The organism is Craterilacuibacter sp. RT1T, from assembly GCF_023502145.1.
GTDB lineage: Bacteria > Pseudomonadota > Gammaproteobacteria > Burkholderiales > Chromobacteriaceae > Craterilacuibacter.
Map to the genome: position 1 here is coordinate 153,423 of NZ_JAMFLI010000001.1, position 25,453 is coordinate 178,875.

Annotated in this window: 26 protein-coding genes; 9 read left to right on the plus strand and 17 right to left on the minus strand. The window is 57.6% G+C overall.

The window, feature by feature from the left end; all coding sequences use genetic code 11:
• Positions 1 to 777: 777 nt before the first annotated feature.
• Genes guaA through smpB form a run of 3 tightly spaced genes read right to left on the minus strand, consistent with a single transcriptional unit; the run spans position 778 to position 3,204 of the window.
• On the minus strand, positions 778 to 2,355 hold the full coding sequence (gene guaA / locus M3P88_RS00785) for a glutamine-hydrolyzing GMP synthase (protein WP_249614199.1): 1,578 nt from the start codon (positions 2,353 to 2,355) through the stop codon (positions 778 to 780).
• Between the two features lie 25 nt (positions 2,356 to 2,380).
• The gene (locus M3P88_RS00790; protein WP_249614200.1) at positions 2,381 to 2,725 is read right to left on the minus strand and encodes a hypothetical protein; all 345 of its coding nucleotides are present in this window, start codon (positions 2,723 to 2,725) and stop codon (positions 2,381 to 2,383) included.
• A 2-nt stretch (positions 2,726 to 2,727) separates the two neighbouring features.
• On the minus strand, positions 2,728 to 3,204 hold the full coding sequence (gene smpB / locus M3P88_RS00795) for an SsrA-binding protein SmpB (RefSeq protein ID WP_124734781.1): 477 nt from the start codon (positions 3,202 to 3,204) through the stop codon (positions 2,728 to 2,730).
• 116 nt (positions 3,205 to 3,320) lie between these two features.
• Between smpB and M3P88_RS00800 the strand changes: the two genes are divergently transcribed.
• Positions 3,321 to 3,761 carry a type II toxin-antitoxin system RatA family toxin gene (locus M3P88_RS00800; RefSeq protein WP_249614201.1) on the plus strand — a complete coding sequence of 147 codons (441 nt, stop codon included), beginning with the start codon at positions 3,321 to 3,323 and terminating at the stop codon, positions 3,759 to 3,761.
• Entirely contained in the window at positions 3,751 to 4,059 is a 309-nt protein-coding gene (locus M3P88_RS00805; RefSeq protein ID WP_249614740.1) for an RnfH family protein, read from the plus strand. The genes M3P88_RS00800 and M3P88_RS00805 overlap by 11 nt, the downstream gene beginning before the upstream one ends.
• Positions 4,060 to 4,074: 15 nt before the next feature.
• On the opposite strand, the gene M3P88_RS00810 is transcribed toward M3P88_RS00805, so the two are convergent.
• The 5 genes from M3P88_RS00810 to pyrG form a co-directional block, all read right to left on the minus strand.
• Positions 4,075 to 5,856 (minus strand): GGDEF domain-containing protein, encoded by a 1,782-nt coding sequence (locus M3P88_RS00810; protein WP_249614202.1) that lies wholly within the window; start codon positions 5,854 to 5,856, stop codon positions 4,075 to 4,077.
• Between the two features lie 62 nt (positions 5,857 to 5,918).
• Positions 5,919 to 6,218: a cell division protein FtsB gene (ftsB, locus tag M3P88_RS00815; RefSeq protein ID WP_249614203.1), complete on the minus strand. Its 300-nt coding sequence runs from the start codon at positions 6,216 to 6,218 to the stop codon at positions 5,919 to 5,921.
• Between the two features lie 12 nt (positions 6,219 to 6,230).
• Entirely contained in the window at positions 6,231 to 7,514 is a 1,284-nt protein-coding gene (gene eno / locus M3P88_RS00820) for a phosphopyruvate hydratase (RefSeq protein WP_124734786.1), read from the minus strand.
• 93 nt (positions 7,515 to 7,607) lie between these two features.
• Positions 7,608 to 8,459: a 3-deoxy-8-phosphooctulonate synthase gene (gene kdsA, locus M3P88_RS00825; protein WP_249614204.1), complete on the minus strand. Its 852-nt coding sequence runs from the start codon at positions 8,457 to 8,459 to the stop codon at positions 7,608 to 7,610.
• A 55-nt stretch (positions 8,460 to 8,514) separates the two neighbouring features.
• Entirely contained in the window at positions 8,515 to 10,149 is a 1,635-nt protein-coding gene (pyrG, locus tag M3P88_RS00830; protein ID WP_249614205.1) for a CTP synthase, read from the minus strand.
• 279 nt (positions 10,150 to 10,428) lie between these two features.
• Between pyrG and rpmB the strand changes: the two genes are divergently transcribed.
• Both rpmB and rpmG read left to right on the plus strand, forming a co-directional pair.
• Positions 10,429 to 10,662, plus strand: coding sequence for a 50S ribosomal protein L28 (rpmB, locus tag M3P88_RS00835; protein WP_124734789.1), 234 nt, complete (start codon positions 10,429 to 10,431; stop codon positions 10,660 to 10,662).
• Between the two features lie 15 nt (positions 10,663 to 10,677).
• The gene (gene rpmG, locus M3P88_RS00840; protein WP_012696028.1) at positions 10,678 to 10,833 is read left to right on the plus strand and encodes a 50S ribosomal protein L33; all 156 of its coding nucleotides are present in this window, start codon (positions 10,678 to 10,680) and stop codon (positions 10,831 to 10,833) included.
• Positions 10,834 to 10,911: 78 nt separating this feature from the next.
• On the opposite strand, the gene M3P88_RS00845 is transcribed toward rpmG, so the two are convergent.
• From M3P88_RS00845 to M3P88_RS00885, 9 genes are read right to left on the minus strand one after another with little or no spacing between them, the layout of a single operon-like run.
• On the minus strand, positions 10,912 to 11,718 hold the full coding sequence (locus M3P88_RS00845) for a uracil-DNA glycosylase (RefSeq protein WP_249614206.1): 807 nt from the start codon (positions 11,716 to 11,718) through the stop codon (positions 10,912 to 10,914).
• Complete coding sequence (rimI, locus tag M3P88_RS00850; RefSeq protein ID WP_249614207.1) at positions 11,715 to 12,155, minus strand: ribosomal protein S18-alanine N-acetyltransferase; 441 nt, start codon at positions 12,153 to 12,155, stop codon at positions 11,715 to 11,717. Before rimI ends, M3P88_RS00845 begins: the two co-directional genes overlap by 4 nt.
• Positions 12,152 to 12,820, minus strand: coding sequence for a tRNA (adenosine(37)-N6)-threonylcarbamoyltransferase complex dimerization subunit type 1 TsaB (gene tsaB, locus M3P88_RS00855; protein ID WP_249614208.1), 669 nt, complete (start codon positions 12,818 to 12,820; stop codon positions 12,152 to 12,154). Before tsaB ends, rimI begins: the two co-directional genes overlap by 4 nt.
• Positions 12,821 to 12,849: 29 nt before the next feature.
• Complete coding sequence (locus tag M3P88_RS00860) at positions 12,850 to 14,073, minus strand: EAL and HDOD domain-containing protein (RefSeq protein ID WP_249614209.1); 1,224 nt, start codon at positions 14,071 to 14,073, stop codon at positions 12,850 to 12,852.
• On the minus strand, positions 14,074 to 15,957 hold the full coding sequence (locus M3P88_RS00865) for a chemotaxis protein CheA (RefSeq protein WP_249614210.1): 1,884 nt from the start codon (positions 15,955 to 15,957) through the stop codon (positions 14,074 to 14,076).
• Between the two features lie 49 nt (positions 15,958 to 16,006).
• Positions 16,007 to 16,744, minus strand: coding sequence for a protein phosphatase CheZ (gene cheZ / locus M3P88_RS00870; protein WP_249614211.1), 738 nt, complete (start codon positions 16,742 to 16,744; stop codon positions 16,007 to 16,009).
• A 31-nt stretch (positions 16,745 to 16,775) separates the two neighbouring features.
• A complete protein-coding gene (gene cheY / locus M3P88_RS00875) occupies positions 16,776 to 17,165 on the minus strand; it encodes a chemotaxis response regulator CheY (RefSeq protein ID WP_124734796.1) in 390 nt (129 codons plus the stop codon).
• A 44-nt stretch (positions 17,166 to 17,209) separates the two neighbouring features.
• Positions 17,210 to 18,151 (minus strand): chemotaxis protein, encoded by a 942-nt coding sequence (locus M3P88_RS00880; RefSeq protein WP_249614212.1) that lies wholly within the window; start codon positions 18,149 to 18,151, stop codon positions 17,210 to 17,212.
• Between the two features lie 34 nt (positions 18,152 to 18,185).
• On the minus strand, positions 18,186 to 19,133 hold the full coding sequence (locus tag M3P88_RS00885) for a chemotaxis protein (protein WP_249614213.1): 948 nt from the start codon (positions 19,131 to 19,133) through the stop codon (positions 18,186 to 18,188).
• Positions 19,134 to 19,303: 170 nt separating this feature from the next.
• Here M3P88_RS00885 and M3P88_RS00890 point away from each other — a divergent pair, with 170 nt between their 5' ends.
• From M3P88_RS00890 to M3P88_RS00910, 5 genes are all read left to right on the plus strand, one after another.
• On the plus strand, positions 19,304 to 20,482 hold the full coding sequence (locus M3P88_RS00890) for a sensor histidine kinase (RefSeq protein WP_249614214.1): 1,179 nt from the start codon (positions 19,304 to 19,306) through the stop codon (positions 20,480 to 20,482).
• Positions 20,483 to 20,593: 111 nt separating this feature from the next.
• On the plus strand, positions 20,594 to 21,493 hold the full coding sequence (gene gluQRS, locus M3P88_RS00895; protein WP_249614215.1) for a tRNA glutamyl-Q(34) synthetase GluQRS: 900 nt from the start codon (positions 20,594 to 20,596) through the stop codon (positions 21,491 to 21,493).
• A gap of 169 nt (positions 21,494 to 21,662) precedes the next feature.
• On the plus strand, positions 21,663 to 22,988 hold the full coding sequence (locus tag M3P88_RS00900) for an amino acid permease (protein WP_249614216.1): 1,326 nt from the start codon (positions 21,663 to 21,665) through the stop codon (positions 22,986 to 22,988).
• A 102-nt stretch (positions 22,989 to 23,090) separates the two neighbouring features.
• On the plus strand, positions 23,091 to 24,320 hold the full coding sequence (locus M3P88_RS00905) for an arginine deiminase (RefSeq protein WP_249614217.1): 1,230 nt from the start codon (positions 23,091 to 23,093) through the stop codon (positions 24,318 to 24,320).
• Between the two features lie 102 nt (positions 24,321 to 24,422).
• On the plus strand, positions 24,423 to 25,430 hold the full coding sequence (locus M3P88_RS00910) for an ornithine carbamoyltransferase (protein WP_249614218.1): 1,008 nt from the start codon (positions 24,423 to 24,425) through the stop codon (positions 25,428 to 25,430).
• Positions 25,431 to 25,453: the final 23 nt, after the last annotated feature.

Sequence of the window (25,453 nt, forward strand, 5' to 3'; positions counted from 1 at the left end):
CTGATCGTGTCCATTGCATTCTTACTGGCCTATCTCGTTCCACGGTTCACCACACCAGCCAAGCAGCGTCGTTTCAGGCCATTTCTTGTCGGGTCAGTCGCATGGGGAATCTACGCCGCATGGGAGTGGCTCGTTCAGACCAAAACACCGGAAGCGGATATACGATTCGACCTGCTTGTTATTTGGCCGATTCTGGGAACTCTATTGGCTTGGGCTTTGTATCGGGTGCTTCGATCGCAATGAGGAGCGCACAACAATCGGTTGCAGCGGACGGCGCGGCACCCCGCCGCTGAACCGGAGGGTTAGACATACTCACCTTAAGGGAAGTCATGAAATCGCGAGACCTACTGACAACTCCTGTCCTCATCGTTTCGAACTATAAGATAGTGCCCCATTTAAGTGGCAGGTTTCTTCACTCCTTTACCCCAGAAACGACGTCAACGGTATATCAATTTCTTGCGAACAAGGAAGTCGTGCTGGCATCTGGAGAAAGATACAACATCGGCTACTCGGTCGATGATGAAGGAGTTAATTGGGTCGATGTTTCGGCAACAGCAAAAGCCGACGATGTTGATCCGCAGGTTAGTTACTACGCGGGTTCAAAAAGTAAGTGCAACAGTCAATAGTTAATTTTGTTCGTGGGTGAACGCGCGGCCTCCCCTTAGCGACCGCTGGTATTGCCAACGCTTGCCCAGCGCAGACACGAAAAAACCCGCACGAATGCGGGTTTCAGGGGTAGTTAGTGCTAGTCCGTGCCAGCTATTGCCAGACGCGGAATCATTCCCACTCGATCGTTGCTGGCGGCTTGCCGGAGACGTCGTAGCAGACGCGGTTGATGCCGCGTACTTCGTTGATGATGCGGTTGGAGACGCGGCCCAACAGGCTGTATGGCAGCTCGGCCCAGTGCGCGGTCATGAAGTCGCTGGTGACTACGGCGCGCAGTGCCACGACATAGTCGTAGGTGCGCCCGTCGCCCATCACGCCGACCGATTTGACCGGCAGGAACACGGCGAAGGCCTGGCTGGTCAGCTCGTACCAGTTTTTGCCGGTTTTCTCGTCGACGGTGCCCCGCAGCTCTTCGATAAAGATCGCATCGGCACGGCGCAGCAGGTCGGCGAATTCCATCTTCACTTCACCCAGGATGCGCACGCCCAGGCCCGGGCCCGGGAACGGGTGGCGGTACACCATATCGTGTGGCAGACCGAGCGCGACGCCCAGCTGGCGCACTTCGTCCTTGAACAGGTCACGCAGCGGCTCTAAGAGCTTGAGCTGCATGTCTTCCGGCAGGCCGCCGACGTTGTGGTGGCTCTTGATGCTGTGCGCCTTCTTGGTCTTGGCGCCGGCCGATTCGATTACGTCCGGATAGATGGTGCCCTGTGCCAGCCACTTGGCGTTGACGAGCTTGTCCGATTCGCGCTGGAACACGTCGACGAATTCGCCGCCGATGATCTTGCGCTTTTTCTCCGGATCGCTTTCACCGGCCAGTTTGTCCATAAACTGTGCGGCGGCATCGACACGGATGACTTTCACGCCCAGGTTCTTCGCAAACATTTCCATCACCATCTCGCCTTCGTTCAGGCGCAGCAGGCCATGATCGACGAAGACGCAGGTGAGTTGGTCGCCGATGGCGCGATGGATCAGCGCGGCCGCAACGGAGGAGTCGACGCCGCCGGACAGGCCGAGGATGACTTCTTCGTCACCGACTTGCTCGCGTATCTTCTGCACCGCTTCTTCGATGTAGTTGGGCATGGTCCACGATGGCTTGGCACCGGCCACCATCAGCACGAAGCGGTGGATCATTTCGCTGCCGCGCTTGGTGTGGGTGACTTCCGGGTGGAACTGCACGCCGTAGAAACCACGATCTTCGTCAGCCATGGCGGCGACCGGGCAGGATGGCGTTTCGGCAATCATATGGAAACCGGCAGGCAGGCTGGACACCTTGTCGCCATGGCTCATCCATACATCGAGGTAGCCGTTGCCGGCGTCGTCGATGCGGTCTTGCAGGCCTTCAAACAGCTTGGAGTGGTGGCGTGCCTTGATTTCGGCATAACCGAATTCGCGGGTATCGCCGGCTTCAACCTTGCCGCCCAGGGTCTGTGCCATCCACTGCATGCCGTAGCAGATGCCCAGTACCGGAATGCCCAGCTCGAAGATGGCCGGATCAGCCTGGTAATCGGATTCGTAGACCGAGTTCGGGCCACCGGAGAGGATGATGGCTTTCGGGGCGAAGGCGCGGATTTCATCCATGGGCATATCGAACGAGTGCAGTTCGCAATAAACATGGGCTTCGCGTACGCGGCGGGCAATCAGCTGGGAGACTTGCGAGCCGAAGTCGAGGATGAGGATCTTGTCCATGGCGGTCCTTGGGTGTAGTGAGGGGCTAGGAGGCATCATGCCGGCCTAGCCCCTGGCTTTTTTCGGGTATGTGGTGACTGCGTGCGATCAGCAGCAGCAAGCCGGCCAGCACCATGCCCAGCGACAGGACATGGGACAGGCGCAGTATCGTTTCATGGTAGAGCCAGACGGCGGCGCCTGCGTATACCAGCAAAGGGCAACTGACCAGGGTGCTTTTGTTGAAGCCGTCGATGAACAGCAGCGCTACGCCGGTGCCGGCCAGGAGCAGGGCCAAGACGGTGTGGCTGTCTGGCAGCAGGGCGGTACTGTGCAAAAACCACAGGCTACCCAGCAGAATCAGGATCAGCGGGAAAGTTGCACCGGGCCGCATGCTTAACGCCTGTTCTCTTTAACGATGCGCTGCTTTTCACGCTGCCATTCGCGGTCTTTTTCGCTATCGCGTTTGTCGTGCTGCTTCTTGCCCTTGGCCAGGCCGACTTGCACCTTGATATTGCCGCGGGTGTAGTGCAGGTCAAGTGCGACCATGGTGTAACCGGCGCGCTCGACTTTACCGATGAAACGATCCATCTGGGTTTGCGACATCAAGAGCTTGCGGCTTCTGACCGGATCGGGCTTGACGTGGGTCGAGGCCGACTGCAGGGCGGTGATATGGCAGCCTATCAGCCAGAATGCACCGTTCTGCCAGACGACGTAACTTTCCTTGATCTGCACGCGGCCGGCGCGGATGGCCTTGACTTCCCAGCCTTCCAGTACGAGTCCGGCCTCGAGTTGTTCTTCGATGAAGTAGTCGTGGAAGGCTTTGCGGTTCTGGATGATGCTCATACGTATCTGCCTTTCGGAATCCGCCATTTTAGCAGATCAGGCGGCTGTGCCAAAATTTAGCGCCGTCTGCTGTCTGGGGCATGTCTTGTCGCGCTTGCCGCGCTTCGTGTATTGTGGCGCTTTAAAAAAAACCCATACGACTCATGCAGGCCGTCGAAAAAAAAGTTCTCGTGGCGCATACGCCCGAGCAAATGTATGCGCTGGTGTCCGATTTTGCGCATTATCCCCGTTTCCTGCCTTGGTGCAGCCACGCCGAAGTCGTTGATTACGACGGCGAGCATCTGCTGGCCAGCCTGCACATCGATTATCTCAAAGTGCGTCAACATTTCACCACCCGTAATTTGCACCGGGCGCCGGCGTCGATTTCGATGGAACTGGTCGACGGGCCATTCAAATCGCTGCACGGGGGCTGGTCTTTTTCGCCCTTGGGCGACTTTGGCTGCAAGGTCGAGTTTTGTTTGCATTACGAGTTTTCCAGCACGCTGTTGGAGAAGGTGATCGGGCCGGTCTTCGGTCATGTGACTGGCACGCTGGTCGATGCCTTTATCAGGGAAGCAGATCGGGTCTATGGCGATGACGAGTGAAATAGAAGTCGAAGTGGTGTTTGCCCGGCCTGAGCGCCAGATGCTGGTGGCGCTTAAGCTGGCGCAAGGCGCAAGCGCGCTGGATGCGGTGCTGCGCTCGGGCGTGCTGGAGGCTTTTCCCGATGACTTGCCGGATACGTCCAGCCTGAAACTCGGCATTTTCGGCAAAGCCGTCAAACCCGACACCGTACTGCGGGCCAAGGACCGGGTCGAAATCTACCGCCCGCTGCTGGCCGACCCCAAGGCGGTGCGCCGCGCCCGGGCCGAGGCTGGCAAGGTGATGAAAAAAGGCGGCTGAATCGCCGCCTGATGCTCAGACAAGAATAGGAGCGGGCTCGGTGCTGTTTTCCGCCGACACCGTGCGGTTTTTGCCGTTTAGCTTGGCCTGATACATGGCACGGTCGGCGCGGTCGATGACGTCACAGTCCCTTTCCCCCAGATGCCATAGGGCGACGCCAGCACTAAAGGTAATGATCAGGCGCTCGTTATTGGTGAGGAAAAAGCTGCGGGTCAGTTCGCGCTGTAGGCGCTGTATGGTCTGGAGCGCCTCGTCATGTGGCGTATCGGCCAGCAAAATGATGAACTCTTCCCCGCCAAAACGGGCGCAGATATCGGATGGGCGCAGCAACTGGCGGATGGCATCGACCAGAAAGCGCAAGGCATGGTCGCCGGCCAGATGGCCGTATTTGTCATTCAGCTGCTTGAAGTTGTCTACGTCCAGCAGCGCGACCGATAGCGGCGAGCCGGTGCGCTCGGCCCGGCTCAGTTCGCGGGCGAAGTGCTCGTCCAGTCCGCGCCGGTTATAGGCACCGGTCAGCGGGTCTTCTTTGACTTTGGAACTGGCGCTCTCCAGTGCCTGCTCCAGGTCGGCAATACGTTGCTGGGCGTTTTCTACTTCCCCTTGTGCCGCCAGCAAGGCGGTTCGCGAGTGTTGCAGCGTGTGCTGCATGGTGTCGGTATCCTGGGACAGCTCGTCAGCGATATGCCTGACTTCGGTGAGACTGGCTGCGTGTTGCAGTTTGCCGCTATAGCTGGCAATGCGCCCCTGAAACACTTCGGTTTCACTGCTCATTTGCGACAATTGGCTGAGGAATGAGCCCAGTAGCGCACGCAATGAGTGGGCCGCTTCATCCAGCGAGCTTTTCAACAGGCCTTGCTGGTGGATGACTTCTTTTAGTTTGGCTTCCAGCGGGTAGATCTGTTGTACCGATTGCAAAGGTGCACTCAGCATGTCCTGCAGGCAGGCGATTTGCCCGACCAGATAGCTGTCCGAGCCATGCAGCTCGGCGATATTCTGCAGCAAAAGGCGTAGCAGATTACTGAGGCCGGTCACCAGACGCTCGTCTTGCTGGCTTTGCAGCTCAAGCTTGATCAGGAAGGTGCGCAGCTGGGCGCTAAAAGCCAGCCTGGCGGCGGCGCTATCCTCCAGCGTGCCCAGTTGCTGCAGTAATGGCTCATAACTTTGCAGCAGATCCGGGTAGTGCACCAAGCGCGGCTCGACGCCGTACTTGAGCGTCAGCATCAGGGCACTGCTCAGGCCAGCATGGCCATCCGGGTCTGCCACCAGCGGTTTTTCACTGCTGGCGGGCTCTTCGGCGGGCTGTGCCTCGCGCTGGCCGCGGCTCCAGTCTTGCAATAGTTTGTGCAGCTTTTCATTGAGTGCTTCGGGCTGGTTGCCGAAATTGATAACCAGACGCTCAAGTGCACTTTGCTTGTAGTTTTGCGACAGGTCGGGGTGGCGGACTTCCCATTGACGCAACAAGGACAGGATCAGGTTGCCCCAGCTGTCGGCCAACTCGCGTTCGCGCAGGTGCAGGGTGATCAGGTCTATGCATTGCTGTGGAACCTGCTCCCACGCTTCGTCATCCAGTGCTTTATTCAGGCGCGCCAGTCCCAGCCGATAGCTGTGGTTCTGTGGTGTCAGGCTGGTAAACGCCTGCGTCATCAGTTCGGCCAGGCGGTGTTTGCCAGAGACTTCGTCGCCGGAAACTTCGGCATAGATGCGCGAGAAGTTGTGCGGCGTAGGCAGCAGCTGGCGGCTGGCCAGCTGCTTAAGGGTTTCTCGGGCAAGATCGGTCGGGTTTTGTGTGGTCATCGGCCAAGCCCGTTTACGTTGTTGAACAGCCATATCGCCTACAGTAGAGAATGCTTACGTGCTTAGTTTGGTGTGCCAATTTTATTATTGGCATGATCCAGTAGCTGGAAAAATACCTCACCTGGGCGGATCATGCCAAGCTCATTTCGTGCGCGCTCTTCAATTGCGGCCGAACCTTGCTTGAGATCCCGCACTTCTGCATCCAGTGCCGTGTTGCGGAGGGCCAGCTTGACGTTGACCTCCTTTTGCTCTTGCACTTGCTTATCAAGCTGCCAGACCCTGAGCCAGCTACCCTTGCCCAGCCATAACGGCCATTGCAGGGCGAGAATCAGGGCGACCAGCGTCAGGGTCAGAGCACGCATGATATTTCCGATTTATTTCAGATTGTAAAAAGCGGCACGACCTGGGTACCAAGCGGCATCACCCAGTTCTTCTTCGATGCGCAGCAGCTGGTTGTACTTGGCCATACGGTCCGAGCGCGACAGCGAGCCGGTTTTGATCTGCATGCAGTTGGTGGCAACCGCCAGGTCGGCAATGGTGCTGTCTTCGGTTTCGCCCGAGCGGTGGCTCATCACGCTGGTGTAGCGCGAACGCTTGGCCAGATCGACGGCTTTCAGAGTCTCGGACAGGGTGCCGATCTGATTGACCTTAACCAGCAGCGAGTTGGCGACACCGCCCTGAATGCCTTGTGCCAGGATAGCCGGGTTGGTGACGAAGACATCGTCGCCAACCAGCTGGATACGCTCGCCCAGACGCTGGGTCAGAATCTTCCAGCCATCCCAGTCGTGCTCGCTCATGCCGTCTTCGATCGAGATGATAGGGTAGGTGTCGGCCAGACGTGCCAGGTAGTCGGCAAACTCGGCCGAGGAGAGCGACAGGCCTTCGGCGGTCAGGTGGTAGCGGCCGTCGCGGTAGAATTCGCTGGAGGCGCAATCCAGTGCCAGTACCACGTCTTGCCCGGCAACATAGCCGGCGGCATCGATGGCTTCCAGAATCAGCTTGATCGCGTCTTCATGGCTTTCCAGGTTAGGGGCAAAGCCGCCTTCATCACCCACGGTCGTGGCATAGCCCTTGCTGTCGCACAGTTTCTTCAGGGTGTGGAACACTTCGGCGCCGCAACGCAGCGCTTCGCGGAAGGTGCTGGCACCGACCGGGATAATCATGAATTCCTGGATGTCCAGCGTGTTGTTGGCGTGTGCGCCGCCATTGATGACGTTCATCATCGGCACCGGCAGCGCCATCGGGCCTGCGCCACCCAGGTAGCGGTAAAGCGGCAGGCCGGCATCTTCGGCCGCCGCGCGGGCGACCGCCATGGATACGGCCAGCATGGCATTGGCGCCCAGACGGCCTTTGGTTTCGGTGCCGTCCAGCTCGATCAGGGTGCGGTCGATGAAAGCCTGATCCGAGCCATCCAGACCGATAATGGCTTCGCAGATTTCGGTGTTGATGTTTTCAACCGCCTTGAGCACGCCCTTGCCGAAGTAGCGACCCTTGTCGCCATCACGCAGTTCCAGTGCTTCTTTTTCGCCGGTGGAGGCGCCGGAGGGAACGGCAGCGCGTCCCATTACGCCGGACTCAAGCAGTACGTCACACTCGACAGTCGGATTGCCGCGCGAATCCAGAATTTCGCGTGCGATGACATCGATGATCGAACTCATGGTGTATCCCCTATTTCCATTGCAGTGGTTGATTCTTACCAGTTAAAGCTTCGGCCAGACAGGTGTCTGGCCGAGCGTTTCAAGCTTTTATTGTCAGAGCGAATGCTCGGGCCAAGGCGTTGCCTTGACCAGGGTATCGATATCACGCAGCGTGCTCAGCAGCTCTTTCATGCGTCCCAGCGGCCAGGCATTCGGGCCATCCGACAGAGCTTCGCACGGGTTGGGATGCGTTTCCATAAAGATGCCGGCCACACCCGCTGCCACGGCAGCGCGCGCCAGTACCGGTACGAATTCGCGCTGTCCGCCGGACGAGGTGCCCTGGCCGCCAGGCAATTGCACCGAGTGGGTCGCGTCATACACGACCGGGCAGCCGGTCTCGCGCATGATGGCCAGCGAGCGCATATCGGACACCAGATTGTTGTAGCCGAAGGAGGCACCGCGTTCGCACGCCATAAAACGGTCAGCCGACAGGCCGGCTGCCAGTGCCGCATCGCGTGCCTTATCCAGTACATGCTTCATATCGCCCGGTGCCATAAACTGGCCCTTCTTGATATTGACCGGCTTGCCGCTTACCGCGACGGCACGGATAAAGTCGGTCTGGCGCGCGAGAAAAGCGGGCGTTTGCAGCACGTCGACCACGGCGGCGACATGCGGCACTTCGTATTCATTGTGTACGTCGGTCAGCACCGGTACGCCGATCTGGCGTTTGACTTCGGCCAGAATGCGCAGGCCTTCTTCCATGCCCAGACCACGGAACGAGGTGCCGGAGGAGCGGTTGGCTTTGTCGAAGCTGGATTTGTAAATAAACGGGATCCCCAGCTCCAGGGTGATTTCCTTGAGCGCGCCGGCAGTATCGATCGCCATTTGTTCGCTCTCGATCACGCAAGGGCCGGCAATCAGGAAAAGGGGATGGTTTAAGCCGACTTCAAATCCGGTGAGTTGCATGCTGTGTCTCCACGAAATACCGGGGCGGGCATTGCCGCCCCGGTTGCGGTACAAATCAGGCTTTTTCGGCCTGGTAGCCGAGGGCTGCCTTCACATAGGCGCTGAACAGCGGATGGCCGTCACGTGGGGTGGAGGTAAACTCCGGGTGGAACTGGCAAGCAAAGAACCAGCGATGGCCCTTCAGCTCGATGGTTTCCACCAGCTTCTCGTGACCGGCCGAACGGCCGCTGATGCTCAGACCGGCTGCTTCCAGACGCGGAACATAGTAGTTATTGACTTCGTAGCGGTGGCGATGGCGTTCGGTAATTTCGCTGGCACCGTAAACGGTTGCGGCCAGCGAGCCGGCGGCCAGTTCGCACGCTTGTCCGCCCAGGCGCATGGTGCCGCCCAGATTGGAGTTTTCGTCGCGGGTTTCGATCTTGCCGTCGTGGTTGACCCACTCGTCGATCAGGGCCACTACCGGGTAGTCGGTGGCCAGATCAAATTCGGTCGAGTTGGCGCCAGTCATGCCGGCTACGTCGCGTGCGTATTCGATCAGTGCAATCTGCATGCCCAGGCAAATGCCCAGGTAAGGAATGTTGTTCTCGCGGGCATACTTCACCGCCAGAATCTTGCCTTCCACGCCGCGCTTGCCGAAGCCGCCCGGTACCAGAATCGCATCCATGCCCTGCAAGGAGGCCACGCCTTCACGCTCTAGTTCTTCCGAGTCGATGTAAACGATGTCGACCTGGGTGCGGTTGTGGATGCCGGCATGCTTGAGCGCTTCGGACAGCGACTTGTACGACTCGGTCAGATCGACATATTTGCCGACCATGGCGATCTTGATCGCGTGTTCCGGGTGCTCGATGGCATCGATGATATTGTCCCAGGCCGACAGGTCGGCTTTAGGAAGGTCCAGCTGCAAGTGTTCGCAGATGATGTCGTCTATGCCTTGGTTGTGCAGCATGGACGGCACTTTATAGATGGAGTCGGCATCGTAGCAGCCGATGACGGCGTTTTCTTCTACGTTGCAGAACAGTGCGATCTTGCGCTTTTCATCTTCCGGCAGTTCGCGATCCATACGGCACAAGAGGATGTCCGGCTGGATGCCGATTTCGCGCAGCTCTTTTACCGAGTGCTGGGTCGGCTTGGTCTTGATTTCGCCGGCCGTGGCGATATACGGCACATAAGACAGGTGCACGTACAGCGTATTCTTGCGGCCCAGATTGGAGCGCATCTGACGGATGGCTTCCAGGAAGGGCAGCGATTCGATATCACCGACGGTGCCGCCGATTTCGACGATGGCAACATCTACATCGCCGGCGCCTTCACGCACCTTGTGCTTGATTTCGTCGGTAATGTGCGGAATCACCTGCACCGTACCGCCCAGATAGTCACCGCGACGCTCTTTGGCGATTACGGATTCGTAAACCTGGCCAGAGGTGAAGTTATTGCTTTTTTTCATGCGCGAGCGGATGAAACGCTCGTAGTGGCCGAGGTCAAGGTCGGTTTCCGCACCGTCTTCGGTCACGAAGACTTCGCCGTGCTGGAACGGGCTCATGGTGCCCGGGTCGACGTTGATATAAGGATCGAGCTTAAGCATGGTGACTTTAAGCCCGCGCGATTCGAGGATAGCAGCGATAGACGCAGCAGCAATGCCCTTGCCCAGGGAAGATACGACGCCACCGGTCACGAAGATGTACTTGGTCATGGGAGTACTACTCTGTGGGAATCCGGGATTTTAACCTGAATCGCGCCACAAATGAACACGCTATTCAGAACTCTTGTTATGCTTGTCGCTGGTACGGGTAAAATGCAAATCGGCTGTTTTGCCGGAAAAAACTGCTGGCGCTCTTAGTTAAATCCGTTAAAATGGCTGCCGGTTTTGTGCGGACCGGGGCTTGCCCCTTGTTGTCCGCCATCTAGCTTGCTTATCTGCTTGTTTTTATGATATAAAGCCGGTCTTTACCGGTTTTGGGAGTGATTAACCATGGCGCGAGTATGCAAAGTCACCGGCAAACGTCCGATGACCGGGAACAATGTTTCCCACGCCAATAACAAGACGAAACGTCGTTTTCTGCCGAACCTGCAGTACCGCAAGTTCTGGGTCGAAAGCGAAAACCGTTGGGTGCGCCTGCGCGTTTCCAATGCAGCCCTGCGTACCATCGACAAGAACGGTATCGAATCCGTTCTGGCCGATCTGCGTGCGCGCGGCGAAATCTGATAGCGAAGGATCATCATGCGCGACAAGATCAAGCTCGAATCGACTGCTGGCACTGGCCACTTTTACACCACGACCAAGAACAAGCGCACTATGCCTGAGAAAATGGAGATCAAGAAATTTGATCCTGTTGTCCGCAAGCATGTGATCTACAAGGAAACCAAGCTTAAGTAAGCTTGAGATCTTTGACTTGATCGTAAAGAACCCTTCGCTGGTGCACGGCGAAGGGTTTTTTTTATCTGCGTTTTCTGTTTAGCTTTGATTGCTGGTCTGTAATGTCTTTTTGGCCAGTAGCAGATCGCGCCATACGGCGGCTTTTTCCTGCGGGTTGCGCAGCAAATAGGCCGGATGCAGGCTGGCAATCAAGGGAATGCCCTGATAGTGGTGCACCTGTCCGCGTAGTTGGCCGATGCTGGCCTTGCTTTGCAATAAGGTTTGGCTGGCAAAACGCCCGAGCGTTACGATCAGTTCGGGCTTAAGCAAGGCGATCTGGGCGGCCAGATATACCTGGCAGGCAGCCACTTCATCCACCTGCGGGTTGCGGTTGATCGGCGGACGGCACTTCAGGATGTTGGTGATATAGACATCGCGCTCGCGATCCAGTCCTGCCGCCTGCAAGATATTGTTGAGCAGCATGCCGGCCGCACCTACAAAAGCCTCGCCCTGCAAATCCTCGTTTTCTCCGGGTGCCTCGCCAATAAACAGCCAGCGCGCCTGCGGGTTGCCGCTACCGAATACGGTCTGGTTGCGCGTATTGCTAAGCCGGCAGTCCTGGCAGCGGGCGACCTTGGCTTTGAGTTCGCTCAGGCTTAAACCCTGCAGGTTTTTTGTATCGTTTAGGGCGACGGCATCCAGTGGCAAGACTGTGGGGGGCGTGGTGCTTGGGGGCGGGGCAGTCGGTGCGATGGTGGCGGCGGGCGCGCTTGCTGCTTGCACTTCCGCCTGCAGCACGGGGGCGGTTTCTATCGCCGGACTGTCGATATAGACATATTCCACCTCGCGCCTTTGCCAGAGCGGCCCCAGACCCATGGCTTCGACCAGGCTCAGGCGCCGGCTCATAGCATGGCCTCCATCAAAATGGCGTGCTCGCGGCCATTTTCCGCAGGGTAGTAATGCTTGCGCAGTCCGTTCTGGCTGAAGCCGGTTTTCAGGTAAAGCTGGCGTGCGCCATGATTGCTCTCGCGCACTTCCAGTAGCATGCGGTATGCGCCTTGTGCCTTGGCGTCATGCATAACGGCCTGCAGTAAATGTCTGGCATGGCCTTGGCCTTGATGGGGCAGGCTGGTCGCAATATTCAGCAGGTGTACTTCATCCAGTATGGTCATGCTGACTGCCCAGGCCAGAATCTCGTCCTGCTCGCAACATAAGGCAAATTGATGACCGGCTTGCAGCGAGTCCTGGTAGTCGCGCTCATGCCACGGATGCGGACTGGCCTCGGCTTCGAGCCGGGCCAGTTGTGCCATATCGGCCGGCGTGGCTGCGCGTATGCATCTCATGTGCGGCGTGCCTGCTGTTCGCGGGTAGTCAGGGCGATTTTATTGCGCACATACAGGATTTCGCTGTGCTGTGCTGGCTGAAGGGGGTAGCGCCCGCTGTCTGCCAGTGTAAGCAGCGCGTTGGCGTGGGGGCGCAGTGTGGCATCGACGCTATTGATCCGTGCCGCCAGGCGTGGCAGCAGGGCATCGGCGTAGTGGCTGAAACCGTCGCCTTGCGCATTCCACTGGCCGTCTTCCAGCATGACGTCTTGCGGGTCGCACACGCGGATGGCATCGATGCGCTGTGCTTGCGCATCATACTTCGCGCAATAAACCTGTCCCATGCGTGCATCCATGCACACCAGCGCGGGCGCGCCACTGGCCTGAATCGCGATGGTATCCAGTGTAGGAATGGCCATCATGGGCAGGGCATTGGCAAAGGCCAGTCCCTGGGCGATGGCGCAGCCTATGCGGATGCCGGTAAACGAGCCCGGCCCCTGGCTGAAGGCAATGGCGTCCAGTTGCTGCAGCCCTATACCCAGCTCGGCCAGTAAAGTGTCCAGTGTGGGTAGCAGCAGTTCGGCGTGTTTCTGGCCAACTTGCTGATGAAACAGGACATGCTTGCCATGGTAACGAATGGCAAGCGACAGATAGTCGGTCGTGGTGTCGATGGACAGTAGGTTCATTGCAAGCGGATCGGGCGGCAAAACGCCGATTATAAACCCAGATCCTCGACCCAACCGAGTGCCTCGATGTGCAATTCGTTTAATTGTGCTGCAGGTATAGATATGGCATCGGCTAAATAGCTTATTTTGCCGAGTTCCGGCGCTTCCAGTGCCCTGACCAGTGAGAGAAGCGAAGCACCGGTACCAGGCTTGCCTTGCAGCGTCGCTTCAACTTCCTGCGGCAGTTGCAAATGGCGGCAAGCCTCCAGCATCGGAACCTTCAGGATGACGTCCAGCAGGGAAAATAGGCCGCTGATAAACAGCAGGTCACAACTGTCCTGATTCAGACCTTGCTGGCGGCCTATGTTTTCCATCAGGCGGGCGCGGATAATCGCGGTTCTTTGTAAGCAAGGACTGACCCGGCCGTTTTCATCATTGCTGACCAGCAGCAGGGTCAGCCAGCGATACAGCTTGCGGTAGCCCAGCATGGTGATCGCATGCGAAAACGAGGTGATCCGCATCGGCTGGCCTGCAGCGGCGGAATTGACAAAGCGCAGCAGCTTGAAGGAAAGCGCCAGATCGGTTTTTAGAATGGCCTCAATCTGGTCCGCATCGGCATCGTTGCGCACCAGATTGAGCAGGCGCAGCGTATTGACCATGCTGGGGTGGATGGCTGTTGCGCTGATGGTTTCCGGCTTGGCGAAATAAAAGCCCTGATAGGCATCCATATCCAGCTCGCGGCTGATGCTGTAATGCGCCGGCGTTTCTACCCGTTTGGCGATACGCAGAATAGGGTAGCTCTTGAGCTGCGCATTCATGTGCATGAATTGCTGCGGTGTTTCATGCTGGATATCGATATTGGCATAGCGAATCTGGTCGAAGTAGGCTTCATTCCCAGACTCCAGTCCGGTGCAATCGAGTGAAAAGCTGAAGCCCTGACCGCGCAGCATGCGCATGCGGTCGAGTATCTCGCGTGAAGGGGGCAGATCGCTGGGTAGCTCAAGTACGATCTTGCGTGCGGGTAGCAATTCGATTAGCTCGCTCATCAACATGGCTTCCCCCACATTAACGAATGCAAGCTTGTCTTTGAGCAGTTTGCCGCTGCCAATATCCCCCAGGATGCCGGTGAGTACGCGGGTGTCGGCTTCCAGTGGCGAAAATTGCCCGCTGTCGGTGCTGTTTTCATCGCGCCGGAACAGCAGTTCATAGGCAATGATCTGCTGTTGCCTGTCGGTAATAGGCTGGCGGCCGATAAAGGTGGAAGTTGAATTCATTCAATAAGTTAATAAGTCGAGGTGACGAGCAGTGGCGCCTTGTGCAACGGCGGCTTCTTGCTGTGCTTTAAGCAGGTCTTCCATATCCAGCACCAGAACGACCGAGCCATCGCCAGACAGTGTGGCACCGGCGACGCCTTTGGGGCGGATGTTTTCCAGCGGCTTGATTACGACATCGTCGCGGCCGACAAAAGAGTCAACAGCCAGAATAAAAGCGCGCTCAGCCGACTGCATCAGTACGCCAAAAGCGGGCACCTGGGTCGGTGCCCAGCCCAGAAGGCCGGTCAGCGTTTTAAGCGGCAGGATTTCATCGCGTACGACGATGGTTGGCCGGCCGGAAACCTCCTGCATGGCGGAGGATTCGATCGGGATGATTTCCCTGACCATGGCCAGTGGAACGGCAAACGGTTGATCGCAGACGCGTACCACCAGTACCGGCAGGATGGCCAGCGTCAGCGGCAACGAGATGCTGATGCGCGTACCTTCACCCTGGATCGAGTTGATATCGATGCGGCCATTAAGCTTCTGGATATTGGTGCGCACCACATCCATGCCGACGCCACGACCGGACACGCTGGAAATCTGGTCCTTGGTGGAAAAGCCGGGCAGGAAAATCAGTTGCAGCGATTGTTTTTCATCCAGCGCGTTGGCCGTTTCCGCATCGATCAAACCCTTTTCAATCGCTTTGCGTCGCAGCATCTCGGCGCTCATGCCCTTGCCGTCATCGGTAATGGAAATCACGATGTGATCGCCAACCTGCTCCGCCGACAGGTGAACGGCGGATTGCGGACTCTTGCCTGCGGCAATGCGCTCTTCGGTCGACTCGACGCCATGATCGACTGCATTGCGCACCAAGTGCACCAGCGGATCGTTCAGATCCTCGATCATGGTCTTGTCCAGCTCGGTCTCTTCGCCGGTAATCACTAGTTCGACTTCTTTACCCAGCTGGCGTGCCAGATCGCGCGCCAGACGCGGATATTTCTGGAACAGGCGGCCGATAGGCTGCATGCGGGTTTTCATCACCGCGTTTTGCAGGTCGCCAACCAGTAAGTCGAGCTGGCTGATCGCCTCATCCAGCGAACGCAGCGTGTGTGCCTCGGTATTGCCTTGCAGGATTTCGGTACGCAGCGTGGTCAGCCGGTTTTTGGTCAGGCCGATCTCGCCGGACAGATTCAGTACCTGATCCAGACGCACGGTGTCGATACGGATGGTGTTTTCCTGCTGTTGCGGCATGGCATTGCCGGTCGCAGGCTGCTGCTTGATCGCTTGGCGTGCGGGAACCTGCTCGGCGGCCGGAGCATGAACCGGCACGGGAGCGGGAGCCGCAGGTGGAGCGGCCTGCACAGCTGGTGCTGCCTCGGTGCGCAGCGGGGATGCGGCCTGCGTGATCGCGCTGTGCAGCAGTGCCCAGTCCGGGCTGTTGGGCGCCGGCACGGCTACGGCCTGCACGGCAGGAGGGGGCGCCGAGTGATGCGCCGGACGGTCGACATTCTGGCCAGCCAGCGCCGCATCGAGGGCGGACAACAAAGCCGCATCGGGCGAGGCGGGCATGATGCCTTGACCCATGCGTCCGAACATATCGCGCACGGCACCGGTCGAGTCCATGATGATATCCATCAAGCCCTGCGACAGGGTCAGTTCGCCATTTCTCAGCTTGTCGAACAGATTTTCTGTACGGTGGCACAAGGTCACCATGGGGGCGGCATTCAGAAAGCCTGCGCCGCCCTTGATGGTGTGGAAGCCGCGGAAAATATCATTCAGCAGCGCTTTGTCGTTAGGGTGCTTTTCCAGCTCGACCAGCTTGTTGTCAACGTCCGAGAGCAGCTCGGAGGACTCAAGCAGGAAGTCTTGAAGCAGTTCTTCCATGCCGGCAAACTCGCTCATTGCGGCTTCCTTCCTTGTTTGCGTTATTTTGTTCGGGTATTGCCCGGAATCAGAAGCCCAGGCTTTCAAGCAGATCGTCAACCTGTTCCTGATTCGTCACCACATCGCTGCGGTTTTCAGGGTTGATGACCGGTCCGTTGAGCAACGAAGGTTCAAGGTCGACTTTTTTCTCTGCCGGCGAGTGCTCGATCAGGACCGAGATCAGTTCGCTTTCCAGTACCTTGACCATTTCCATGACCTTCTTGATCACCTGACCGGTCAGATCCTGAAAGTCCTGCGCCATTACGATATCAAGCAGCTGGGTATTGGTGTCAGCGGTATGTTGTGGCACCTGATTGAGGTAGTCGCGGGTGCTAGCCGCCAGACGCTTGAAGTCTTCGACCGGCATCTGGTTGGCAAACACTTGATCCCACTGTGCACTGAGGTCGCGCGCGTCTTTTTCCAGTCTGTCCTGGATCGGGCGGGCAATATCGGTCGCGTTCAGTACGCGCTCGGCCGCATTTTCCGTCAGCGTGGCGATATAGGACAAACGGCCCTTGGCATCGGGAATGGCTTCGGCTACTTTGCTCAGCGACTTGTCGTAGCCCATTTCACGCAGGGTATCATGCAGTTTGCGTGTGATCTGGCCGATCTGCGCATAGATTTCTATCTGGGCATCCAGCGTGGCCGTCGGCTGGGGGGCTGCGCTATCGGCAGGGGCCTGCCACTGCTGATGCTGGCTGGCGATGCTGTCAAAGAGTGCTTCAAGATCCGGCGAGTCGCCGCTTTCCAATAAATTTTCCGACACGTTCTGACTCCTCAAACAGGCTGCGCGTGACTTACTTGCCCATAGCCTGGAATATTTTGCCTAGCTTCTCTTCCAGCGTGGCGGCGGTAAACGGTTTGACGATATAGCCACTGGCACCCGCCGTAGCCGCTTCGATGATGTTTTCCCTCCGCGCTTCGGCGGTGATCATCATGAAGGGCAGGTGGCGTAACTGGGCATCGGCACGGACTGCTTTTAGCAGCTCAATGCCGGTCATGTTCGGCATGTTCCAGTCGGAGACGATAAAGTCGAAGCTCTGGTTCTTGAGTTTGTGCAGGGCGACCTGGCCATCTTCGGCTTCATCGACATTGGTGAAGCCGAGCTCCTTGAGCAGGTTGCGGACGATGCGTCGCATCGTGGAGAAATCATCCACGACGAGGAAACGAGTGTTCTTATCTGCCATGAGTGCTTAAGTCCTGATCAAATCTAATAGTGCGGGCTATCTTACTACCCTTGCAGGTATGGCAGTAGCGTGTCGGCCAAAACAACGGGGTCGAATTTCGCCACATAAGCGTCAACACCGACACTGGCGCCCATCGCCCGGTTGGCATTGGATGACAGCGAGGAGTGCATCACGACCGGAATGCCGTCAAAGCGGCGATCCGCCTTGATCAGACGCGTCAGCACATAGCCATCCATTTCCGGCATTTCGGCATCGACCAGAATCAGCTTGAGCGAGTCATGCAGCGACTCGCCTTCGCCAAAGCGGCGGCTGGCAAAGGCTTGCAGCCTGTCCCAGGCTTCGCGGCCATTGGTGGCCTGATGGTATTTGACGCGCATCTTGTCCAGCACACTGGTGATTTCCTTGCGTGCCACCACAGAGTCATCGACGAAAAAGGCGAATTGCTCGCTGCTGGTCTGTGCCTGCGGAACATCCGGCACCTTGGTTTCACCGATGGCGCTGGCGAGAATCTGCTCGACGTCGAGGATGGAGACCAGTTTGCCATCTTCCAGCTCGGTCACCGCCGTGATCAGTGTTTGCGCACTGGCATTGAACATGTTTTCCGGTGCGCGCACCTTGTCCCAGTCAACACGAATGATGCGGTCTACCGAGTCCACCAGAAAAGCCTGGGTGCTGCGGTTGAACTCGGTCACGATCATGGTTTCATATTTGCGCGTGGTGTCGCCACTGGCGATGAATTTTGCCAGCGAGATCACCGGGATGATATTGCCGCGCAGCGAAATAACACCCTCCACGCCTTGCGGCATATTGGGCGTCTTGGTGATATGCGGCGTTTGCGAGACTTCGCGCACCTTGAATACATTGATCCCGAAGGTTTCGCGCGTGCCCAGCGAAAACAGCAGGATTTCCATCTTGTTGGAGCCGGCAAGCTTGGTGCGTGCATCCACCGAAGCAAGCAAGGAGGCGTCTGTCGCTGATAAGGTCAATTTGTTTCCCTCAATCCGTTTGTCTAGCCGGGGCTCAAAGCTTGAGCATTTCACGAATCTTCATCGACAGCTTTTGTGGCTCGAATTTCGAGACATAAGCATCGACGCCAACGGACTCGCCCAGCTTCTGGTTGGAGTTGCCTGACAGCGAGGAGTGCATGAGCACCGGGATGCCGGCAAAGCGGGGGTCGGTCTTGACCATGCGCGTCAGCATATAGCCATCCATCGCCGGCATTTCCACATCGGTCAGGATCAGCTGCACGCTATCTTTGACTTTGTTGTTGGCTAGTTCGGCCTGTGTCGCTATTTTTTGCAGGTCTTCCCAAGCTTGCATGCCGTTGGGGGCAAAGCTGAAGCGCACGCCCATCGCTTTTAGCGTGCGTTCGATCTGGCGGCGTGCCACGGCCGAGTCATCGGCAAAGTACACCATGCAGTCGTGCTGAACCGGTTCGATATTGGCAAAGTGATGGCTGTCGTTGTCTTCGGACATGGCGGTTTCGGCCAGCACCTTTTCTACGTCCATCATCATGACCAGCGTGCCCTTGTCCAGCTCGGTGATTGCCGTCACCAGACCGCCCATGCGGTTGGTGATCATGTCCGGCGGGACGCGCATGGCAGACCAGTCCAGGCGCAGGATGGTGTCGACTGCCTCGACCAGAAATCCTTGCGTGTGACCATTGTATTCGGTCACGATCATGATTTCCGGCCGTTTTTCGCTAATCACGCCGGCGTATTTGGCCAGGTCGATGACCGGCACCAGTGTGCCGCGCAGGCTGACCATGCCTTCGACCGAGCTTGGCATTTCCGGCGCCGAGGTGATTTCCGGTGTGCGCATCACCTCGCGCACCTTGAATACATTGATGCCGAAGGTTTCTTTACGTCCGGTACGCTGATCTATGCCCAGTGAAAAAAGCAGGATCTCCAGCTTGTTCGTGCCGGCCAGTTTGGTTCGGGCATCGATTTTTTTAAGTAACTCAGACACAAAAACCTCCGGTACTGATATAGCTTGCTGATTTTCCGGTATTCCCGCCCGGGGGCGGAAAAAGCATCCAGCCATATTGCAATTGTTCAGGCTGGTGTCCTTTTTTAGTACGTGGAACTAGCCGCATTATCCTACGGTTAAACCAAATTTTACAAACTGAAGCTGAGTAAATGACAGATAAAGTTACAGTCTTTAGCGAAAAGAGCCGGCTCGAGGCCGCTTTTGCCCAGTTCAATCAGGTTTCCGGCGAGCTGATTGGTGCTTACCAGTTACTCGAAGAGCAGGTTGCGGTATTGAATGGCAAGCTGGCTGCGGCCAATGATGAGCTATTGCGCCGTGCGGCGGAAAACGGCGCGCTGGCCGGGCGTTTGTCTTTGCTGCTTGAGTCCTTGCCGGCTGGCGTGGTGGAGATTGATCGCAACAATCAGGTGGTGATGGCCAATCCTGCGTCCATGTCCATGCTGCCCGGCTTGGCGGAGGGGGCGTGCTGGCCGGATTTACACGACCGCTTATTGCATAGCGTGGGTGCCGATGACACTTTTGAAGTGCAGGCTGCTACATCTACACGGCGCATCACAATCCAGCAGTGCGTACTGCCGGACGGCAGTTTGCTGCTGTTGCATGATGTGACGCATTTGCATCAATTGCATGCCGCCTTGTCTACACAGGAAAAACTGGCGTCCATGGGGCGGATGGCTGCTTCGCTGGCACACCAGCTAAGAACGCCACTGGCAACCGCGATGTTGTATGCCGCCAATTTGCAGCATGCGGATTTGCCCGATGCCGAGCGCCAGCGATTTTCCGGAAAAATAGTCGACCGCCTGCGTGCGCTGGAGGGGCTGATCCAGAATATGTTGGGTTTTGTCCGTAGCTCGACCCTGACCGAGCCTGTGTCGGTGGCCGAACTGTTTGACGAACTTGAAGCCATGTTGCGGCCACAGTGCGAAGTGCGGCAGCTGACGCTGCATTGCATGCGCGCGCCACAGATGAATGTGGTGCTGGCAGGGGAGCGTAAGGCTTTACTCTCCAGTTGGGTCGCGCTGGCGGAAAATGCCTTGTCCCATACCCCGGTTGCTGGCCGACTGGGTTTGACGCTGGAAATAAGCGAGGGTGTATTGGTTTTTGCCGTGGAAGACTCGGGTCCCGGCATTGCCGACGAGATCCGTGCGCGTATTTTCGAGCCTTTCTTTTCCGGGCGGGTAGGCGGGACGGGTTTGGGCTTGGCCATTGTTAAAAAAGTGGCGGATGAAATGGGCGGGCAAGTCTGGGTTGGACGTAGCCAGTGGGAGGGCGCGCGCTTTGAAATGCGCTTCAATTTGCCGGCAAAAAGCAGGCTGGATAATGCTTAAATCCGCTTTCTATGTTTACTCGGTGCGGCACTTCGGTTAAAAAGACCCCCTTTTTTTGTATTTTATAGTGGCGTGTCGTGTTGCTTTGACATGTTGCAAGCACATTGCCTTATGAGCGGATCCGTTTATCGTGGGCGCTTTGCCCCCAGCCCTACCGGCTTGTTGCATGCAGGGTCGCTGGCGACCGCTGTGGGCAGCTATCTGGAGGCGCGCACGCGCGGCGGGGAATGGTTGCTGCGTATCGAGGATCTGGATACGGCAAGGCAAATGCCGGGCGCTGCCGATGCGATTGTGTCCACACTGGCGTCGTTCGGTTTTGAGTGGGACGGCGAGGTGGTTTACCAGAGCAGGCGCCATGCGCTTTATCAGGACGCCTTGGCGCAACTGGCAACGCAGGGCCATGCCTACCCCTGCGCCTGTACGCGGCAGCAGATTGCCGCCCATGCGCAGCGCGGCATAGAAGGCTATGTTTACCCGGGTACTTGCCGCACGGGTTTGCCGGCTGGCGTAGCAGGGCGCGCATGGCGATTACGCGTGTCCGAAGGGCGCGTTGCTTTTGTTGACGGGCGGCAAGGGCACTATGCTCAGGATTTGTCGCGCGAGATTGGCGATTTTGTCCTGAAGCGCGCGGACGGTTTCTGGGCTTACCAGTTAGCGGTGGTGGTGGACGATGCGGCGCAGGGGGTGAGCGATGTGGTGCGTGGTGCCGACCTGTTGGTATCTACGCCGCGCCAGATTGCCCTGATGCAGGCCTTGAGTCTGGCGGTGCCGCGTTATGTGCACTTGCCTTTGCTGGTTAATGATGCGGGTGAAAAGTTGTCCAAACAGACACTGGCACCGGCTATCAATAGCCATCATGCTGCCGCCGAACTTTCACAGGCTTTGACGCGGCTGGGGCATGCGCCACCCGAAAGCGGGATGGATCTGGCCTCATTGTGGCAATGGGCGCGGGAAAACTGGTCGCTATCGCGGGTGCCTGCCGGACCTGTACTGCTTGGCGGTGGCGCATGACTTACCAACACATTCACTTTTATAAGGGGGAATCTATGTCGGCTTTATGCATGTATCCCGTATTGGGGGCATGGCCGATGTCTGGCCCCCGTCAGGTCATTCTGTGTGCACCTACCGGTGTACAAGTTTTCAAGACAGGCTGCATGCAGCCTGCCTGCGGAGAGCAGTTATGAGTAGTGTGAAGCAAAACAAGCGGGTGCTGGGTGTCTGGATGTGCACGGCGCTGGTGCTGGGCAATATGATAGGTTCCGGTGTTTTTCTCTTGCCGGCTTCGCTTGCGCCTTATGGCGGCATCTCATTGATAGGCTGGGCGATTACCTCGGCCGGTGCTATTTGTCTCGCGCTGGTGTTTGCCCGCCTGGCCGCCATCATCCCTAAAGAGGGCGGGCCTTATGCTTATATCCATGAGGGCTTTGGCGATTTTGCCGGCTTCTGGATTGCCTGGGGCTACTGGATTGCACTATGGGCGGGTAATGCCGCGCTGGCAGTTGCGGCGGCCAGCTATCTGCAGGTATTTATTCCGGCGGTAGGCGGAAGCAATCTGTTTGCCGGTGCCTCCGCTATTTTGCTGGTGTGGATCGTGACGCTGATCAACCTGAACGGTGCCAAAAGCTCGGGGGTGGTCGCGGTGGTGACCACCCTTATCAAGCTGGTGCCTTTGGCTGCGGTCACCATTTTCGGTTTCATCCATATGAATACCGACAATCTGGTGTTTAATCCGGAAAGCAAGCCGGTGATGAGCTCGGTGGCGGCGACCATGGCGCTGACCTTGTGGGCCTTTCTTGGCCTGGAGTCGGCCTCGGTGCCGGCCGGTAATGTGCAGAATCCGGAAAAAACCATTCCGCGCGCCACGGTGATCGGCACCTTGCTGGCGGCCGGTCTTTATATGCTGAGCACGATTGCGCTGATGGGCTTGATGCCTGCGCATGCACTGGCCAGTTCGCCTGCGCCATTTGCCGATGCTGCGCGTTTGCTGTGGGGTGACTGGGCCTATTATGCCGTCGGTGGTGGCGCGATTATCGCCTGCTTCGGTGCGCTGAATGGCTGGTGCCTGATGCAGGGGCACATCCCGGCAGCGGCAGCCAAGGACAGGCTCTTTCCCAAGGCTTTTTCGCGTCACAATGCTAAAGGGGTGCCAAGCTTCGGCCTGGTGCTGTCCAGCTCGCTGGTGACCGTACTGCTGGCTTTGAAATATGCCGGTGGAGATGGCGGGGTCAAGATTTTTGAGTTCGTGATTTTGTTGGCTACTGCAACGACTTTGCTGCCGTATGCCTTTTGCGCTATGGCTTTGCTGGCAGTGATGTTGCAGCGTCGCAAGCAATTTTCCGCGCGGGACTGGATCGCGCCGCTGGCCTTTTCGACTGTCGGTTTTCTATATTCGCTGTGGGCTATTTACGGCTCGGGTGCTGAAGTTGTGATGTGGGGCATCATCCTGCTGCTGCTCGGTTTGCCGGTGTATGTATGGCAAATTAAGGAACGTGCAGACGCCCAGTAAATTGTCCGGTTTATGGCTACCGCTTTGCTATAACCAAGGCGGTAGCCGGGCAAGATAGGTCTTCCCGGTCTCCATTTTTTTGTGATGGAAAAGGGAAGCGTCATGAGCAAATTTGGTGTTCACTCCGAGTGTGGCAAGCTGCATAGCGTGATGGTGTGCCGGCCCAATCTGGCACACAAGCGCCTGACTCCAGGCAATTGTCACGACTTGTTGTTTGATGATGTGATCTGGGTTGAGCGCGCCCAGCAGGATCATGATTACTTTACCGGCCAGATGCGCGCGCGTGGTATCGAAGTGCTGGAAGCGCATGACTTGCTTGCCGAAACCATGGACGACAAGCTGGCGCGCGAATGGGTGCTGGATCGCAAGATCCGTCCCAATACCGTCGGGGTCGGCATGCTGGCTGATCTCAGAAGCTGGCTGGACGAAATGCCATCCAAGCTGCTGGCCGATCATCTGGTTGGCGGCATCGCCAAATTCGAGCTTCCCTTCGATGCCAAAGGCCTGTTCGGTGGTTATCTGGATCAGTCCGACTTCGTCACCATGCCCGTTCCCAATATGCTGTTCCAGCGCGACCCTTCGTGCTGGATTTATGGCGGGGTGACTTTCAATCCGATGTACTGGCCGGCGCGGCGTCAGGAAACGCTGCTGATGGAGGCCATCTACAATTTCCATCCTCACTTTGCCGGCAAGGTGCATTCCTGGTGGGGTAATAGCGACGTCGATCATGGTCCAGCCACACTGGAGGGCGGCGACGTCATGCCAATCGGCAATGGTGTGGCATTGATCGGCATGGGCGAACGCACAACGCCGCAAGCGGTCGTGCAGGTGGCCAAAAATGCGATCGGACATCCGGATGGCCCGACCAAGGTAATTGCCTGCCAGATGGGCAAGAGCCGCGGCGCCATGCACCTGGACACCGTATTTTCCTTCCTCGATTACGATTTCGTTTCCGTCTTCCCCGACGTTGTGAACGAAATCGTCTGCACCAGCATTACTGCGGGTGACAAACCCGGCGAGCTCAAGTTCGAGCGCCATAGCCAGCCTTTCCTTGAAGTCGTTGCCCAGTCTTTGGGGCTGTCCAAGCTGCGTGTACTCGAAACCGGCGGCGATGCCTTCCAGCGCGAGCGCGAGCAGTGGGACGACGGCAATAACGTCGTGGCACTGGACCGCGCTGTGGTCGTGGCCTACGACCGCAATACCTATACCAATAAGCGCATGCGTGACGCCGGCGTCGAGGTGATCGAGATTCCCGCATCCGAGTTGGGGCGCGGGCGTGGCGGTGGCCATTGCATGACCTGCCCGCTGGTGCGCGACGCCATCACCCCTTAAGCGTCAGACTTCCTCTTTTTTCGTTGTATGTACCCTCTTCCGGCATGTTTATGCTGTGCAGGAGGAGGGCGTGATAGCAGTCTTTATTTTCAGGAGCATCAAATGGCTTTCAACCTCAAAGGTCGTCATTTTCTGAAAGAGCTGGATTTCACTCCGCGTGAGATCAAGTACATGCTGGATCTGGCGCGGGACCTTAAACGAGCCAAATACGCCGGCAATGAAGAACAGCGCATGGTCGGCAAGAATATTGCGCTGATCTTCGAAAAAACCTCGACCCGCACCCGCTGCTCGTTCGAAGTCGCCGCCCACGATCAGGGCGCGCATGTGACCTATATCGATCCTTCCAGCTCGCAGCTGGGCCATAAGGAAAGCATTGCCGACACGGCACGCGTGCTTAGCCGTTTTTACGATGGCATCGAGTTTCGCGGTTTTGCCCAGGACGATGTGGAGGAGTTGGCCAAGTACTCCTGCGTGCCGGTATTCAACGGCCTGACCGATGAGTGGCATCCGACCCAGATGCTGTGCGATGTGATGACCATGACCGAAAATTGCGACAAGCCGATGTCGCAGATTGCCTATGCCTATGTAGGCGATGCCCACAACAATATGGGCCACTCGCTGATGGTGATCGGCTGCCTGATGGGGATGGACGTGCGTATTGCCGGTCCTAAAGGGCTGGAGCCGGATGCCGAACTGGTCAAGCAGTGTCATGAAATCGCCAAGCAAACCGGCGCGCGTCTGACCGTGACCAATGATCCCAAAGTCGCGGTCAAGGGTGTCGACTTCATCCACACCGACGTGTGGGTGTCGATGGGCGAACCGATCGAGCGCTGGGGCGAGCGTATCGCGCTGCTCAAGCCGTTCCGTGTCGATGCTGCGCTGATGGCGGCTTCCGGCAACCCTAACGTCAAGTTCCTGCACTGCCTGCCGGCGTTCCATAACTCGAAGACCAAGGTCGGCAAGCAGATTGCTGCCCAGTATCCGGAGTTTGCCGACGGCATCGAGGTGACCGACGAGGTGTTTGAAGGGACTTCCTGCCTTGCTTTCGAGCAGGCGGAAAACCGCATGCACACCATCAAGGCCATTATGGTTGCCACCATCGGTAGCTGAGTTTCTCAGCGCCAGACGGCCGA